Below are 16,294 nucleotides of genomic sequence, written 5' to 3'. Positions count from 1 at the left end.
CAAATAGTTTTTGAAAGCCATGTTACTCGACGACTTGAATGTAGTAATAAAAGTTGCTGAATTTAGAAACATTACTGCAGCAGCGACACATTTGAATATGCGTACAGCAACCGCAAGTGCTGCGGTCAAACGCGTAGAACAGGCCCTTGGTGCCGAATTATTTGTTCGTACTACACGCTCACTACGCCTGTCGTCTGCGGGTGAAAGGTTTTTGCCAACGTGCCAAGAAGCCATGTCAATGCTGGCTAATGCCAAGCAGAACTTAAAGGGCGATACTGGCGTGATTGAGGGCGAGCTTAGGTTAGGTTTATCGTCTGATTTAGGCCGAAATGTGATTGCGCCTTGGCTAGATGACTTTATGGATTTGCATGACAAAATAACCGTAAAGCTCAACCTGAGTGACAGCAACATTGACTTTTATCGCGATCCCGTCGATTTAGCGCTAAGGTACGGTACTCCAACCGATGCGAATGTATACGGTTTCAAAATTTGTGATGTACCAAGTTTACTTGTTGCCTCCCCATCTTATATCAGCTCTCATGGTGCCCCTGAAAAATTTGAAGACTTGCAAGCACACAACGGGCTTTTTTACCAACTACACGACAAGGTATATAACGAATGGGAGTTTTTTCACAAAGGGACACCGCTGAAGATAAAAATGCGAGGCAACAGAACCGCAAACGACGGAGAAATAGTAAAGCGTTGGGCAGTCGCGGGTAAAGGTGTTGCTGTTAAATCTGGCTTAGATGCGTGCGACGACATTTTAAAGGGTCGACTTGTAACCTTGTTGCCCGAATATCAACCTAAACCGAAACAGCTTTGGCTGATTTGCCCTAGCCGCCAATCTATTACTCCAGCAGTAAGACTATTCAGAGATATGCTGAAAGAGCGCTGCGCTGAATGTTTAGCGCAGCTCAAGGAAGCTGGTGTAGTTGTAGAGAGTAAAAACTAGTCGCTTAAGCTGACATTAGAGGTGCAAACCACAGTTCTCTCACAAATGACAAACGGCTGTCGTTACGTTAACCAAGTAACGACAGCCCAATAATGTGTAAACACCTATTATCAACTAAGCGATTTGCCTTTCACTATCGCTTGTATTCAGCAGGTATGCCTTTGCCTGGTGTGCTCATTTTAATAAACTCGCGTAGGTCTTGGTTGGACTGTTTTAAATCGTCGTGACGCAGATACATCATGTGGCCGCTGCGATATCCCTTAAAGCTCAAACGGTCTTTTAAATTGCCACTTTGATCGAGCTGCCACATCGTATACTTGGCATCAAAGTAGTTCGTAGCGCCGTCGTAATAGCCAGCTTGAATCATCACATTCAGATACGGGTTTTGCGCCATGGCCAATCGCAAGTTCTCACCCGTTTGATTATTGCTTCTATCCCATGGGTGCACGTTCCCAAACATGTTGTACTTAATATCAGTTTTGTAGTTTAACTCTTCACGCAAATAGTAATTAATAGCGGGCGTGAACGAATGAAGCCATGATGTTAGCTCAGCCCAATAGTCAGGGCGGTCGCCGCTTTGCTTAGCATCTATACCCAAATAGCGGCTGTCTAAACGACCTAGCGTCTTCCCTTCGTCGCGCAGTAAGTCTTTCCAGAAAAATGCAGTGCTCACGTCTAAGTTGTTTTGCGCAATAGACGCTTCACTTAACCCAGAATAGCGCGCCATTTGCTTTAACACATCGCGCTTTTCCGTTTCACCAATGAAGCCACCTTTGGCCAGAGCAGGAATAAGCGTATTGATGGTGAAGTCTTCAACTTCAGGCAATAGCTCAGTAAGATCTTTGTTTTGCAACGCGGGTTCAAGCTTATTGTGATACCACGCCGCAGCAGCAAAATAAGGCAGTCGATTAGCGGCTTTTACCGGCCCGTTGCGCTCTATACCAATATCGGTTGGCGATACAAGCACAACGCCGTTTAAGTACATCCATTGGCGATTTTGAAGCTCTAATGCTAATCCTGACACACGCGTCGTGCCGTAACTTTCACCGATAAGATATTTAGGTGAACGCCAGCGATTATTACGCGTTACAAAAGTATTCACCCAGTCTGCCAAATAGCTAATATCGGCGTTTACACCAAAGAACATTTTCTGCTGTTCATCTTGCGATGGCATGCTGCCGTCAGCTTTAGGCAGCACACGGCTGTACCCTGTATTCACTGGGTTAACAAACACAATGTCTGCCACATCCAAAATGGAGTAAGGGTTGGTTTGAACACCATAGGGCTGAACTGGATAGCCTTCATCGTCAATATTAAGAATACGAGGGCCTGTGTAGGCTACATGCATCCACACTGACGCAGAGCCTGGACCACCGTTAAAAGAAATAATAAGCGGGCGCTCAGAATTCTCTTTTACGTCAGTGCGCTGATAGTAAGTGTAAAACAAAGTGGCAACCGCTTCGTCTTTACTGTTCCAAACCGGTTGAGTACCCGTGGTAGCACTGTACTTTACGCGCTTGCCTAGGATTTTAGTTTCGTGCTCTGTCACTACACTGCTATCAATTTTTATTGAACGGGCATGTGCAGATGCGCTTTCTTCTTGCGCTGAAGCACTGGTAGTTAAGCTTACAAAAGCAATTAAGGCTGCTGTTAACCATGCTAGGGTCGCGTGCGATTGCGCTTTGTGCTTATTTTTACCCAGACTTAATAATACGGGCGATGTATTTCTAACTAAGGATTGAATATTCATCATTATTATCTTTGAGTGTCGTTAATTTTATCTTTTTTGTGTTGTCTTTGTATTGCACGCTTTACTATATCGCTGTTCACATGACAGCTTAGCAATGAACGACAAAACGACCAATTTCTTCGATACATTTCTGTAACACGGTTAAGCCTTTCAAATATTCTCAGGGCCATTGATTTTTATGTGTGTAATGAGTTCAGGGAAAAACGTTAAGAATCTCGCTTCAATCTCGTCTCTGTTCGCATTAATATCATCCACAGCAAGATGAAACGTGTTGGGGAAACGAATACGTTTAGCAACCACAGCAATCGCCTTAGCAATGCCCTCTTCCTTAGCATAATCTTCAAACCAGTGATGGGTTATCATATGCCCAACACTGTGCTGCATCGTTCTTGGCATAGTGGGCAATCGCTGTTCTAACAATGCGAAACTCTGTTTTCTGAAGTCGTCAAAACCCTGTGCTGTAAACGACGCCCAATGTTTAATTAGCAAGTGATCGAAGTAGATATCCAGCGCCACAGGTGCAAAGCGCCGACGACTTTTATGAAATAACGCCTTTGCTGCTAAGACGCTGGTATGACTGTCGGTGAACCTATCCACTTCATAGTGGTTTTTGAGACCTAGCTGTACCGCTTGTCCAAACTCTTTAATATCAACACCCCGCCTGAAGTCTCCGAGTAAGTTACCGAATTGAGAATCGGCGGTTGGTCGGGCTAAGAAAAGATGGGCAAGATAATTCATTTTGTAATTTATTGGTCTCTATTTTAAGTTGTAAGGGCTTGTAGGTATCAAGTAAAATTGCGGTTCAATTCAGATACGCTGAATTTTGTACTTTTATAAACCGAAACTGCCGAGACTAGCGTTGGCAGCAACCAAATTCAAATGTAACTGAAAAACCGTAGCACTTAAAATTGAGTTTCAACATGTCTGTAATCTCCACTTCTGAAGTCACGTCTCTACTTTCACCCGTCAATGCCTTTTTACATTGCGAGACGCCACAGTCGTGGATAGACGAAGCGCAGAAAGAGGAAAACCTTCGCGTTATCCTTACTGACCACCTAATTTGCGAGCTTAAAGCGGCTCAGTCGGCTATGTACCTACTTCGCCGCTATGTAGCCAATGAGGAAACCAGTAAGGTATTGCTGGGCTGGTTGAAACCTTACGAAGACTTCACTTACCGCCACGAAGGCGATTGGCAATCGCTTAATACTAAGCACCTTTCCAAAAATGTATTTAACACAGAAGGGCTAGACCCTTTTAAAAAAGACATGCTTGATAAAATGGTCATGCTAATTAAAGAAGAGCTTCATCATTTTTACCAAGTGCTAGAAATTATGCACGAGTTGGGGTTTGAATATAAGTCGGTAACATCCAGTCGTTACGCAAATGGCTTATTGCGTCACGTACGCACTTACGAACCTGAAAAGCTCATCGACAAGCTCATTTGTGGTGCCTACATTGAAGCGCGCTCCTGTGAACGCTTTGCCAAACTTGCGCCGTATGTTTCCGAAGATTTAGGTAAGTTCTATGTGTCATTGCTGCGTTCAGAAGCCAGACATTTTGAAGACTACCTAACGCTGGCTGGGCAAATCGCTAAAACTGATATTTCAGAGCGCGTTGCCCACTTCGGAGACGTTGAAAGGTCATTGATTGAAAGCGACGAAGACGAATTGCGTTTCCACTCAGGCGCACCACGCTTAAGTTAACGCTTTGCATCCGTTTATAAATTAATCAATTTATATTGACGGCTTAGTAATTCTGCTGCACACTCAATTTGTAAACATATTGTTAACGGCGGTGTTTAGCGCTTTGCGCTGTGTTTGTATTTCCTTGGTTTTACGGTTAATCCGTGTGTTCTCCCTGCCTCACAACAATATTTTTTAAAATAATAACGTTGGTGAATAAGGCAGGACTTTATGATTTTGAATCATTTAATTGGTATTTACACTCATCCAAAAGAAGAGTGGCAAACCATTGATACCAAACACGAAACCTATTTTTACGCGCTTACCCATATCGCTTTTATATCTCTCATTCCTTCACTCGTGGCCTATTATTCCAGTGCCCATACTGGCTGGAGTATCGGCGCAGGTGACATAATTCGCCTTAGCGAAAATACCGCCATAATGATGGGTATAGGCATGTATTTTGGCTTAATTGCAGGCGTGGTCGCATTGGCTGTACTTATTCATGAGTTGGCTAAAGCGTTTGATGCGACGCCAACTTATACGCAGTCGCTGGAACTTGCGGCCTACACGGCTACACCGTTGTTTATGGTGGGCTTCGCAGGTCTTTACCCAGAACTCTGGGTAGTGATGACGGCGCTGTTAGTCGGTATTAGCTATTCGGTATACCTGCTCTACTCTGGCGTGCCAATTTTGATGCATATGCCAGAAGATAAAGGGTTCATTTACTCAAGCTCGGTAGTGACATGTGGGCTAGTATTGCTCGTTATTCTAATGACAGGTTCAGTTTTGGTGTGGGGACTGTCCGGCGGACCAGTATTTGTTCACTAGCCTCTTTCATTGAAATAAAGCATTAGAAAAGCCGCTTTAAAAAGCGGCTTTTTGTTATATCAAAGAGCGTCTTACATTAATCAGCGGCATCAATATTATGCACATCAAGATTGCTAAGCTCTGCTTGCACCACTGGCGCTTTTCTTGACGCTTCACCGCGCGACATATCAATTCGCTCAAGGTACTCTTGGTCGATATCCGCAGTAATATAGTTCCCATCAAAAACAGACGTTTCAAAACGCTGAATGGTTTCGTTCTCTTCGCGAACGGCATCCACCAAGTCAGAAATGTCTTGGAAGATAAGGCCATCTGCTTGGATAAGCTCTGCAATTTGATCGATTTCACGACCATAAGCAATCAACTCGTTTGCCGATGGCATATCAATACCATACACATTTGGGAAACGAATTTCTGGAGCAGCTGACGCAAAGTATACTTTCTTCGCACCTGACTCACGCGCCATCTCAATGATTTGACCCGATGTTGTACCGCGCACGATAGAGTCATCGACAAGTAGTACACTCTTACCTTTGAACTCAGATGAGATTGCGTTTAGCTTACGGCGTACTGATTTTTTACGCATGGTTTGGCCAGGCATAATGAAAGTACGACCAATGTAGCGGTTTTTAACGAAGCCTTGGCGATATGGCAAATCCAGTGTGTTCGCGATTTGAAGCGCCACATCCATCGACGTTTCAGGAATAGGAATAACCACGTCGATATCCAGATCTGCCCATTCGCGCTTAATTTTTTCACCTAGCTTACGGCCCATGTTTACACGCGATGCATAAACTGAAATGCCATCTATGAAGCTATCTGGGCGAGCAAAATAAACAAACTCAAAGATACACGGAGAGGTTACTGGATTCTCGGCGCACTGTCTGGTGTGCAGTTGACCCTCTTCGGTAATGAATACCGCTTCACCTGGCATTACATCGCGTACAAACTGGAAGCCAACAGCATCAAGCGCCACGCTTTCAGATGCCACCATCCATTCCTCACCCAGCTCGCTCATACGCTTACCGAGTGCTAGAGGACGAATACCGTGCGGGTCGCGAAACGCTACAATACCTTGGCCGATGATGGCCGCAACAACTGCGTAGGCACCACGAATTTTCTTATGAACTTTCGTTACCACTTCAAAAATGTGTTCGGCACTTACGCTTAAACCTGCTACCTGCTGCAGTTCATGCGCAAGAATGTTAAGCAATAATTCTGAATCTGAGGTGGTGTTGATGTGGCGGCGTGCAATGCGGAATACTTCTTCCTGTAGCTCATGAGCGTTGGTAAGGTTGCCGTTATGAGCAAATGCAATACCAAACGGCGAGTTCACATAAAACGGTTGCGCCTCTGCAGAGCTTGATGTACCCGCGGTAGGATAGCGAACATGGCCAATACCCATGTTGCCAGACAGCCTCTTCATATGACGCGTATGGAAAACATCTCGAACCAAACCATTTGCCTTACGCAAATTAAACATATTTTGGTCGATAGTCATTATGCCTGCGGCATCCTGTCCACGGTGTTGAATAACCGTTAGACCGTCGTACAGTGACTGAGCTACGGGCGTTTTACCAACTATTCCGACTATACCACACATGTGCGTTACCTATTTCAAGCGGGATTTAAGAAACTGGAGGAGTCTTTCACATAGCTGAAAAACCACTCAATGATGACACCAAACTCTGGAATGAGTACCGATGCTTGCCACCAATCTGAGGAAGCTGCACCAGTAAAGGTATCCATAAAAAAGAGCAATGCGCTAACTATAAGCACGCCACGCAGTGCGCCAAAAACTATACCGAGGGCCCTATCTGTTCCAGACAGCCCTGTTGCCTGAACCAATTGGCTAATCACGTAATTGATCATGCCGCCAAGAATGAGCGTGGTGACAAACAATGCTGCAATTGCAGCACCGTTTTTTAAGTAAGGATCGTCAATGGCTGTGAAGTAAACGGCGAGGTCAGCGTAGAAGTTGCTTGAAATAAAGAGTGCAGCAAACCATACCACTAACGAGATGGCTTCTTTAACAAACCCTCTGATCAGGCTTATTAAGGTAGATACCGCAATGATACCCAGTATGGAAAAGTCTACCCAGTTCATCGTCTCTTTATTGCGTTGATGTTGCTTTTTATCGTAAAGCAACGAGCCTTTGGCGAGATGGCGCGCATTCTAACAGAAGATAAAAATATTACTAGTCTGTAATACCAATCCCTGTTGCTCTGTCCGTGCTTAATTCGACAAGCACCAGGAACAATGCGCACTATTCAACTTTGAACGTAGTGACCTTACCTTTAAGACTCGTGAGTTCCTTTAAGTGAGGTAGTGCCGATTCCAGTTTTTTCTTGTCTAAATCTGGGCCAACGAAAACTTTATTAAGCGGGCCAGAACTGGTTTGAATTTTGCGACTAAACGCACGATACCCAGCCTTTTCCAGTTTCGTCAGCAGTGCCTTCACGTTTTTCTCGTGTCGGAAGCTGCCAAGTTGAATAACCCAACCAGCGTCATCGTCTGCGGCACTTTTTGTATTAACCACCGTTTGGCTTGCTAGATTGTCTTCTTCTTCAAAAGTTTTCACCGCTGGCGCTTTTGCGGTAGTGGCTTCACCTGCACGACCACTTTCCCCTGCGCCAGAAGAATCCAAATCATCATCTAATGCCGTTTCATCTTGGATTTCAACCGCTGGCACCGCAGCTTTCGCCACGCGCTCTGATGGGAAAGATTCCGGCTCTACGATGGGCTTTTTAGGCGGATTAGCAGGTACAGAGACAAAAGGTTCTCTGTTTGTTTGCTTTTTGCCATCAAGAAAGTCTGGTAAAAAGATTACCGCTAGGGCGACAACAATAATTGTCCCCACCAGTCTATTCTTTAATGCCGATGTCACTGTGCTCTCCTGCTTGAATACACGGTTTTACTCTACAAGGCGCGTGTTAGTTTTGCTCAGCAAGCACGTCTGCTACGGTAACAAAAGAACCAAAAACGAGAATAAGTTCACCAGTTTGATAATCTGCAAGCGCGCGCTGATATGCCGAGGTCACGTCCTGAAACGTGTCTATATTCTCTATGGTTGTGCCGGCATTAACAAGTGCATTTTCAAGTACTTCTGCCTTGCAGCCCCGAGGACCACTCGTTGACGCTACGTACCACTTGGCATTAAGTGTCGCCAGTGGCGCTAAGGTCTCTGCAATAGACTTATCTTTTAGCATGCCCACCACAACGCGCATTTGGCTTACATCGTAACGGTTTAGCCAATCTTGCATAGCTGTCGTCGCTTGTGGATTATGGGCAACGTCTACAACTACTATCGGGGAATCACTGATAGTCTGCTGGCGCCCCGGCATAGTGGTGTTCTCAATAATATCTCTTACCACGCTTTCTTCGGGCAGCAAATCTAGTAGCTCCAGCGCGGCCAACGCTGTACTCGCATTTTGAAGTGGAATTTTAGGATAAGGTAGCGACGTATAACTATTGCTCTTCCCTTTCCAGCTCCACTCACTGTAATCACTTGCTACCACTGTTTCGAAATCTTGTGTAGCCCAACGTACGTTAGCTTGTAGCTCGTTAGCCACATCGTAAAGCGATGATGGAGGAAACAGCTCACCAACTACTGCATTGCCGCTTTTGCGCATAATGCCCGCTTTTTCCCGAGCAATTTTTTCGCGGGTATTACCAAGCCAATCTTGATGGTCAAGATCGATAGTCGTAATAACAGCCAGATTGGGGTCAATAATGTTGGTGGCATCCAAACGTCCGCCTAGGCCTACTTCAAGAATGACCACATCAACAGCCCATGACTGCATCATTTTCATGGCAGCCAGTGTACCGAACTCAAAGTAAGTTAGAGTAATAGGTTCGCCACCCGTGTCTTTTCGCGCGCTTTCAACAAACTCAAATGCATTTACAAATTCATCGGCAGGCGGTAATTCGCCGTTGTAACGCACGCGTTCACGATAGTCGGTTAAATGGGGTGAACTGTATACCGCAACACTTTTGCCTTGCGAAAGCATGGCCTGCTCAAGTAAGCGGCACGTTGTGCCTTTACCGTTTGTGCCTGCAACAGTAATAACCAAAGACTGGCTAAGTGAAAGTGCCATGGCATTGGCCACTTCTTTCACTCTGTCTAGCCCCATATCGATGGCGCTAGGATGAATAGATTCTAGGTAGGATAACCACTGGCTCAGGCTTTCTTGCGAAGATGAAGACGCTGAAGCGTTTTCTGCGTGTGGCGCTGAGCCAGTATTTAGATTGTTTTCGTTATTCACTAATTCTTATAATGCAACTTAACCAACAGGCTGTGTAATCTATCACGCATATCTCTGCGGTCAACAATCATATCAATTGCACCTTTCTCAACAAGGAACTCACTGCGTTGGAAACCTTCAGGCAGCTTTTCTCTTACTGTTTGTTCGATTACGCGAGGACCCGCAAAGCCGATTAGCGCTTTTGGCTCGGCTACGTTTACGTCACCAAGCATCGCCAAACTTGCAGATACACCACCCATTGTAGGGTCTGTAAGTACACTAATATAAGGCAGGCCTTTCTTACTCATTTTAGCAAGCGCTGCAGATGTTTTAGCCATTTGCATTAGCGACATCAGTGCTTCTTGCATACGCGCACCGCCACTAGCACTAAAGCAAATAAGCGGCATATCGTTTTCTAAGCATGCATTAACAGCAGCAACGAAGCGAGCACCTACAACCGATGCCATTGAGCCGCCCATAAACGCAAACTCAAAACACGCAACTACTACAGGCATACCTTTTAGCTTGCCCTGCATTACCACTAGCGCGTCTTTCTCGTTCGTTGCCTTTTGTGCAGCAACGATACGGTCTTTATAGCGCTTAGAGTCTTTAAACTTAAGTACGTCTTGCGGCTCGTGCTCTGCACCTAACTCAACGCGATCGCCATCATCTAGGAACGCATCGATACGGCGGCGTGCCGTAATACGCATGTGATGGTCACATTTAGGGCAAACTTCCTGAAGTTTTTCCAGTTCGCTCTTATACAGCACTGCTTGGCATGAACCACACTTCGTCCAGATACCCTCTGGTACGTTACCTTTGGTTGATGTTTGCGTGCGAGGAAGAATTTTTTGAATCCAGCTCATGGAAATTGAATCCTTTGTTTTTTGTTTGCCGACCATGACAATTGATGTTTGTTCATACTTGTGCTCGACAACACATTAATTTTTTAAGTTTCATACTGTATTACAAAGAAAAAATACGTAACACAATAGAACAGCTACCTAATATAGCGCGCTATTAGACCACAATACAACGAAATGGAAAAAACAAAACTGGTCTTAGAAGTTGGCAGGGGATGATTTGAAGATACACGCTTCAATACAACCTGAGTTAACTGCTAGGCGATGTGCAGCTAACTCAGATTGAAAAATTTAAAGGCGAAGGTAGATAGATTAGGCTTCTGGAAGGAATAGTGGTCCTAAAGGCGGCTTAGGTAAACCGTGCTCGTCAGGGTAAGTGACGTCGACCAAGTACAACCCATTTGGCTTCGCCGTAGCTGCAGATTTACTTCTGTCTTTCAGGCTTAACAAGTGAGCTATCCAATTTACATCTTGCTCCCCTGCCCCAATCTCAACAAGCGCGCCCGTGATATTGCGAACCATATGATGCAAGAAAGCATTGGCGCGAATATCGATAATAACGTATCGCCCTTGGCGATATACGCATACATCAGTAACGTTGCGAAATGGTGTTTTACTTTGGCAAAGCGCTGCGCGAAAAGAGGTAAAATCTTGTTCGCCTAGCAATGCTTGTGCGGCAACATGCATTTTTTTCTCGTCTAATTCGCGGTGGATATGGGTAACCCCGGAATGGAGAATAGCAGGACGCATTTTCGCATTATGAATAACGTAACGATAGCGGCGATGGGTAGCAGAAAAACGTGCATGGAAGTCATCGCTGACGTTCTTTGCCCAGGTAACAGCAACAGAGTTAGGCAGATTCGCATTTACGCCGAGTGTCCAAGCGCGCTCTGAGCGTGGTGCATCACAGTTAAAGTGAACCACTTGCCCAGTAGCGTGTACACCAGCATCGGTACGTCCAGCGCACTGCACTTCAATGGGTTCGTTGGCTACTGTCGATAGTGCCTTTTCAAGATGTTCCTGAACACTTGGTACTTCACGCTGGCGTTGCCATCCGTATACAGCAGCACCGTCGTATTCAATCCCTAAGGCAATTCGCCCCATATCTGTATTACCCCGTTTCTGAAAAGGCGCTAAGTGTAGTCATGTCGCTTGCAACATGCAATGCCGCTAATACGCAAAACTCTTTTAGGTCATAGAAAATAAATGTACATCACCTAAAACAAAAACGGCCTGTATATCTTGTAAATACACAGGCCGTTCATTATGTCTGGCGAACAATCTATTGTGTGCGTCCGCACAGATTATCTAGGCGATATTCGCTATAATCGCTGCAGCTTCCTGTTTTTGCTCTTCGCTACCCTCTTTCATTACTTCTTCAAGCAACTCTTTTGCAGCGTCCACATCGTCCATTTCAATATAAGCGCGAGCTAAGTCTAGGTTAGCGTTCTGCCCCGCGTCTTTATCTATATCAATCACCGTATCTTCATCAGATACACCTGTGAAGTCAGATAAACTTACATCAAGATCTAGCGCTTGGCTATCCGGGTCAATAGCGTCTGCATCATCGCCATCGTCCATTAAAGCCTCTACATCAAGGAAGTCTTCTGGTGGCGTTTGCGCGTCACTTTCACCATCGACATCACTAAGTAAGGCGGCAAGATCTAAATCAGGGTTATCGAGTTTAAGATCATCCTCTTGAGCCTTTTCAGTCTCAGCGGATTGAGCCTCTTGTTCGTCCTCTTCAATTTCAGTTGGTGTGGCAATATCCAATTCCACATCATCTGGAATTTCAAGGTCGTCTAATGCAAGTTCCGAATCATCTTCTTCAAGGGCGAAAGTATCTTCGTCGTCTTCTTGCTCAGACTCAAAAGCACCATCTTCGTCTAGCTCAAAGGTTTCATCTTCTTCGTCTAGTTCAAACGTATCATCGCTTTCGTCGAATCCAAGGTTGTCGTCACTCCCTTCTAACTCGAATGTGGCTTCATCATCTTCCTGCTCAAGTTCGAAAGTATCTTCACTCTCTGCTGAAGATGCTTCTGGATCCTGACCGTCGTCATCACTTTCAATTTCACTGGTGTCGACATCACTTGTATCAACAATAGCGTCTGACTCAAGACTTTGAAGAAGCTCATCGAATTCCGCACTGTCAAGATCGTCAAGAATCTCGTTGTCGTCTACATGGTCATCGTCACCGGAAGCAGACAACCAGTCGTCAAGGCCTGGAACATCGTCAAGTTCGTTAAAGTCTTCTTCGCTGTTCTTATCTGAATCGCTTTGGTTTAAATCAGTTTCTTCAGGTGAGCTCGATTCTTCAGCAGCACTAGATTCTGATGATATTTCGTCACCTTCATCTTCACCGTCTACTACACCGTCAATTTCTTGCTCTAATTCAAAGCTTTCTACTTCGTCATACGCAGCGTTTAACAGGCTGTCGTCGTATTCATCACTGTCTTCTGCTGAAGCATCTTCCGCTGGCTCTGTTGGCGCTGAGGGCTTTTCCTGCGCTGATGGCTCTTCCTGCGTTGATGGCTCTTCTCCCGCTAAAGGCTCTTCCGTATCCATCTGACTGAACGAAGGAATATCATCCATCATCTGTCTTTCAAACGCCTCAATAGCGTCATCTAGTGGATCGTCTGACGTTTGCCCTGCCTTTTCTTCAGCGTCTTCATCGACAGCGTCGAGCTCTGGCTCTACGTCTGTTTCTGGCTGTAGTTCTGCCTCGGCTTCCGTTTCTAGCTCTACTTCATCTTCCGAGTCGGCTTCAGACTCAGCTTCAAATTCTAGCTCTGATTCCGGCTCTGGCTCAGATTCAAGTTCCGTTTCTAGTTCAGGCTCAATCTCAGCGTCTTGTTCTGCTTCTATTTCAGTGCCAAACTCTGGCTCTGAATCTAGTTCTGACTCTGGTTCACCTTCGGCTTCCGCCTCTAGCTCTACTTCATCTTCCAAGTCGGCTTCAGGTTCAGCTTCAGTTTCAGGTTCAACTTTTTCTTCTGGTTCTTGGTCTTGTTCTGTTTCAGAATCGATATCCTGTTCTAATTCAGATTCAAGCTCAGGCTCAGCTTCAAATTCAAGCTCTGACTCCGTCGCTGGTTCAGACTCAAGTTCCGTTTCTAGTTCAGGCTCAATATCAGCGTCTTGTTCTGTTTCTACTTCAGTGCCAAACTCCGGCTCTGAATCTAGTTCTGACTCCGTTTCACCCTGGGCTTCCGTCTCTAACTCTACAGCATCTTCAAAGTCAGCTTCTCGCTCAGCTTCTGCTTCTGACTCGCTCAAAGCTTCAGGTTCGAACTCTGCATCTGTTTCATCATCTGGTTCTATTTCAGACTCAAGCTCAGAAAGTAGCTCGTCTGTCAGCAAATCTACATCTTCACTGCTTTTAGATTCTTCAGCTTCTAGTTCAGCAAGCAACTCATCAGTTAGCGGGTCGCTAAAATCATCTTCGCTTGCATCTTCTTCATCGCCTTCAGGCGTTTCAAGATCTACGTCTTCTTCGTGAGCTTCAGGACTAACTTCAGGCTCGCCATCTAACTCTGCTTCAAGCTCTGCAAGTAGTTCATCAGTAAACGGATCGTCAAAATCACCTTCCTCATCGGATTGAGTAGGTAAATCGCTAGAAGCGCTTTCATCGAGCTCATCATCAGCTGAAGGCTGTTGATCCGCTGAAGGCATTTGATCCGCTGAAGGCTCTTCAGCAAGCTCATCTTCCGCCTGTAGCTCAGCAATAAGCTCATCGGAAAGAGGGTCACTGAAGTCCGCGTTAGTTTCGATTTCGTCGGTGACTATTTCGTCTAAATCGTCGGTAATGGCATCAAGACTCTGAATAGACTGCGGCGACGGCGAAGAAGTTGTTATTTCTTCCTCAAGATCATCTTCGTCTTCGTCATCTTCTTCACCTAGGCCACCCATCATTTCGATTTGCTCAATTTCATTTAACAAATCGTCGGTGATTTTATCAATTTCTTTATTTTGCTGATTAATCTCGTCGTCGAGCTTGCTCAACATATCCTCATTGATAAGGTCGTCATTGCTGTCTAGCTCATCAGTAAGACCTGCATCAACGCCGTGCTCTTCTAGCAAATCGTCAATACTGATTTCAGGCTTATCGTCCTCATCTTCTACGGTTGGCAAAGAAGAAACACTTTCTGTTTCTTCGCCAGCGTCAGATAAATCATCAACCGAGCTTGCAAGCAACGCGTCGATATCGTCTTCATCAACGTTGTCAGATTCTGCGGTTCCGTTGACCTCAGCCAGTATGTCGTCAGGGTCTATGTCGCCCGACTCATCTAGCTCATCACTCTCAAGTTCTGCCGCGTCTTGGCTTTGTACATCATCAAGCAAGTCATCAATGTCAAAATCATCGGCATCTGTCGATGTAGCCTCGTCAGCAACTTCCGTCTCTGGCTCGCTTTCATCGGCAGAATCTTCATCAAAGATGTCGTCATCCCCTGACAGGTCGAAGCCTTCAAGGTCGTCAGTGTCGTTTTCGTTTAATACTTTATCTGACAGGTCATCGTCATCAAACAGACTATCTAGTTCACTTTGATCAAGCTCATCATCGCCAGCTTCAAACAAGTCATCACTGCCATCGTCTGGCACCAACATGTCGTCTTCAAGGTCGGCGAAGGTTTCTAACTCATCATCTAGGCTTTCTTCTAAATCTGAGGTAAGTACGTCATCGAGCAAGTCGTCGTCATTAAATAAATCGTCATCTGATAACTCTGCTTTATCATCAAAATCGGATGCCAATGCGCTTGATAGATCGCCAATGTCAGAATCAGGTACCGGCACTTCATCATCATCAGCTGTAATTGTCGGGGCAGCTGCAGGCGCTTCTTCAGGCTTACTATTGCGTTTGAGCAGCCACATGATAAGGCCACCAACCAACAATAGTGACAGAATTGCCGAGCCTATAATTAGACTCAAAGGGCTGGTAAGTGCGCTTAAAAACGAAGACTGCTTTTCTGCTTCGCGCTGCGCTTGCTCGGCCTTGATCATGTCGAGCAATTCTTGCTGAAGCGCCACTTGCATATCAAGCTGGCTCTTAACATCACCTTCGACTTGCCCACGCAAGGTTTCTAGTTCGCCATTAACAGCCTCAACACGCTCGTACAAGCGTCTGTTTTCGTTAAGAATCGCTTCAACATTTTCCAGTGAGGCTGCAAACTGCATACGCAGTTCGTCGAATTGTCGGGTTTGCTCCTGATCCAAGCGAGTGATTTTCTGCTCAATATCAGTTTGGGTTTGCGTTAAGTCTTGTTGATTGACTAAAGGCGATGCAGGCTTGATATTTCTTACGCTACTGCCAGGTTTATTTAGCATTTCAGCAAATGCTCTATCATCCTGCTCAGCGCGCATCTGGGCTTTTTGCTTATCAATTCTGGCGATATAGCGCTCTGATGGTAACTTTAATACCGCACCATCAACTAATAAATTTAAATTGCCGTTTTCAAATGCGTTTGGATTGAGCTCGTAAATGGCGGTCATAACCTGATATACGCTCAGGTTATTGTTTTGGCGATAGCGCTCAGCAATGCGCCATAGGGTATCGTTGGCGTCGATGGGCCCATATTCCAGGCCCGAATACTGATCAGTTGCGTCTTTGGGACCTTTTAAGAAGGTAGCGCGTTCTTGTGCATCAACAGTGATGATAGGGCCAGACAAACAAAGTGTTAGTAAAAGTAAGCCCGTCAAATGCAATTTCATAGCAGTCCTATATGCCCTCAAGCGTCTTTACCACCCGAGACGTATGGGCGGATTTTCTAGCCAATCAGTACGGAAGAAAATATTGGCTTTTATTTTTATTCTTAAGCCACCTTGAAACCATTAATAATCAAGCTAGCGTTTTACAGTCTTTATGAACTTAGCAGTAAGATTGATTTGCGCTTTTTAGAGTTCTTACCCTTCGCCTAAGTGTCTGACTGAGTATTGTTTTTAACGTTGTTCTATTCCTAACTTTACAAACTATAAACCAG

The 16,294-nt window shown here is 45.2% G+C and carries 12 protein-coding genes; 3 read left to right on the top strand and 9 right to left on the bottom strand.

Annotated elements, in window-relative coordinates; genetic code table 11:
• The first annotated feature begins 19 nt into the window (after positions 1 to 19).
• Positions 20 to 952 (top strand): LysR family transcriptional regulator, encoded by a 933-nt coding sequence (locus tag MHM87_RS07225; protein WP_239258310.1) that lies wholly within the window; start codon positions 20 to 22, stop codon positions 950 to 952.
• A gap of 133 nt (positions 953 to 1,085) precedes the next feature.
• Here the strand turns inward: MHM87_RS07225 and MHM87_RS07220 are convergent, their stop codons facing one another.
• Both MHM87_RS07220 and MHM87_RS07215 read right to left on the bottom strand, forming a co-directional pair.
• A complete protein-coding gene (locus MHM87_RS07220; RefSeq protein ID WP_239258423.1) occupies positions 1,086 to 2,702 on the bottom strand; it encodes a carboxypeptidase in 1,617 nt (538 codons plus the stop codon).
• Positions 2,703 to 2,852: 150 nt separating this feature from the next.
• Positions 2,853 to 3,440, bottom strand: a complete 588-nt coding sequence (locus MHM87_RS07215; protein WP_239258308.1) for an ACP phosphodiesterase — start codon at positions 3,438 to 3,440, stop codon at positions 2,853 to 2,855.
• 182 nt (positions 3,441 to 3,622) lie between these two features.
• On the opposite strand from MHM87_RS07215, the gene miaE reads away from it, so the two are divergent.
• Positions 3,623 to 4,405, top strand: coding sequence for a tRNA isopentenyl-2-thiomethyl-A-37 hydroxylase MiaE (gene miaE, locus MHM87_RS07210; protein ID WP_239258306.1), 783 nt, complete (start codon positions 3,623 to 3,625; stop codon positions 4,403 to 4,405).
• A gap of 210 nt (positions 4,406 to 4,615) precedes the next feature.
• The gene (locus MHM87_RS07205) at positions 4,616 to 5,215 is read left to right on the top strand and encodes a Yip1 family protein (protein WP_014949940.1); all 600 of its coding nucleotides are present in this window, start codon (positions 4,616 to 4,618) and stop codon (positions 5,213 to 5,215) included.
• Positions 5,216 to 5,291: 76 nt separating this feature from the next.
• Here the strand turns inward: MHM87_RS07205 and purF are convergent, their stop codons facing one another.
• From purF to MHM87_RS07170, 7 genes are all read right to left on the bottom strand, one after another.
• Positions 5,292 to 6,815 carry an amidophosphoribosyltransferase gene (purF, locus tag MHM87_RS07200; RefSeq protein WP_014949941.1) on the bottom strand — a complete coding sequence of 508 codons (1,524 nt, stop codon included), beginning with the start codon at positions 6,813 to 6,815 and terminating at the stop codon, positions 5,292 to 5,294.
• 14 nt (positions 6,816 to 6,829) lie between these two features.
• Positions 6,830 to 7,318 (bottom strand): CvpA family protein, encoded by a 489-nt coding sequence (locus tag MHM87_RS07195; protein WP_014949942.1) that lies wholly within the window; start codon positions 7,316 to 7,318, stop codon positions 6,830 to 6,832.
• 160 nt (positions 7,319 to 7,478) lie between these two features.
• Complete coding sequence (locus MHM87_RS07190; protein WP_014976881.1) at positions 7,479 to 8,099, bottom strand: SPOR domain-containing protein; 621 nt, start codon at positions 8,097 to 8,099, stop codon at positions 7,479 to 7,481.
• Positions 8,100 to 8,145: 46 nt separating this feature from the next.
• Positions 8,146 to 9,477, bottom strand: coding sequence for a bifunctional tetrahydrofolate synthase/dihydrofolate synthase (folC, locus tag MHM87_RS07185; protein ID WP_239258304.1), 1,332 nt, complete (start codon positions 9,475 to 9,477; stop codon positions 8,146 to 8,148).
• Positions 9,477 to 10,322 carry an acetyl-CoA carboxylase, carboxyltransferase subunit beta gene (accD, locus tag MHM87_RS07180; protein WP_014949945.1) on the bottom strand — a complete coding sequence of 282 codons (846 nt, stop codon included), beginning with the start codon at positions 10,320 to 10,322 and terminating at the stop codon, positions 9,477 to 9,479. Before accD ends, folC begins: the two co-directional genes overlap by 1 nt.
• A 309-nt stretch (positions 10,323 to 10,631) precedes the next feature.
• Positions 10,632 to 11,423: a tRNA pseudouridine(38-40) synthase TruA gene (gene truA, locus MHM87_RS07175; protein ID WP_014976883.1), complete on the bottom strand. Its 792-nt coding sequence runs from the start codon at positions 11,421 to 11,423 to the stop codon at positions 10,632 to 10,634.
• Between the two features lie 204 nt (positions 11,424 to 11,627).
• Positions 11,628 to 16,025: a FimV/HubP family polar landmark protein gene (locus MHM87_RS07170; protein ID WP_239258302.1), complete on the bottom strand. Its 4,398-nt coding sequence runs from the start codon at positions 16,023 to 16,025 to the stop codon at positions 11,628 to 11,630.
• Between the last annotated feature and the right edge of the window lie 269 nt (positions 16,026 to 16,294).

The sequence above is a fragment of the Alteromonas sp. Cnat3-28 genome (assembly GCF_022348265.1).
Lineage (GTDB): Bacteria > Pseudomonadota > Gammaproteobacteria > Enterobacterales > Alteromonadaceae > Alteromonas > Alteromonas macleodii.
This window is presented reverse-complemented; position numbering and strand designations above follow the sequence as displayed.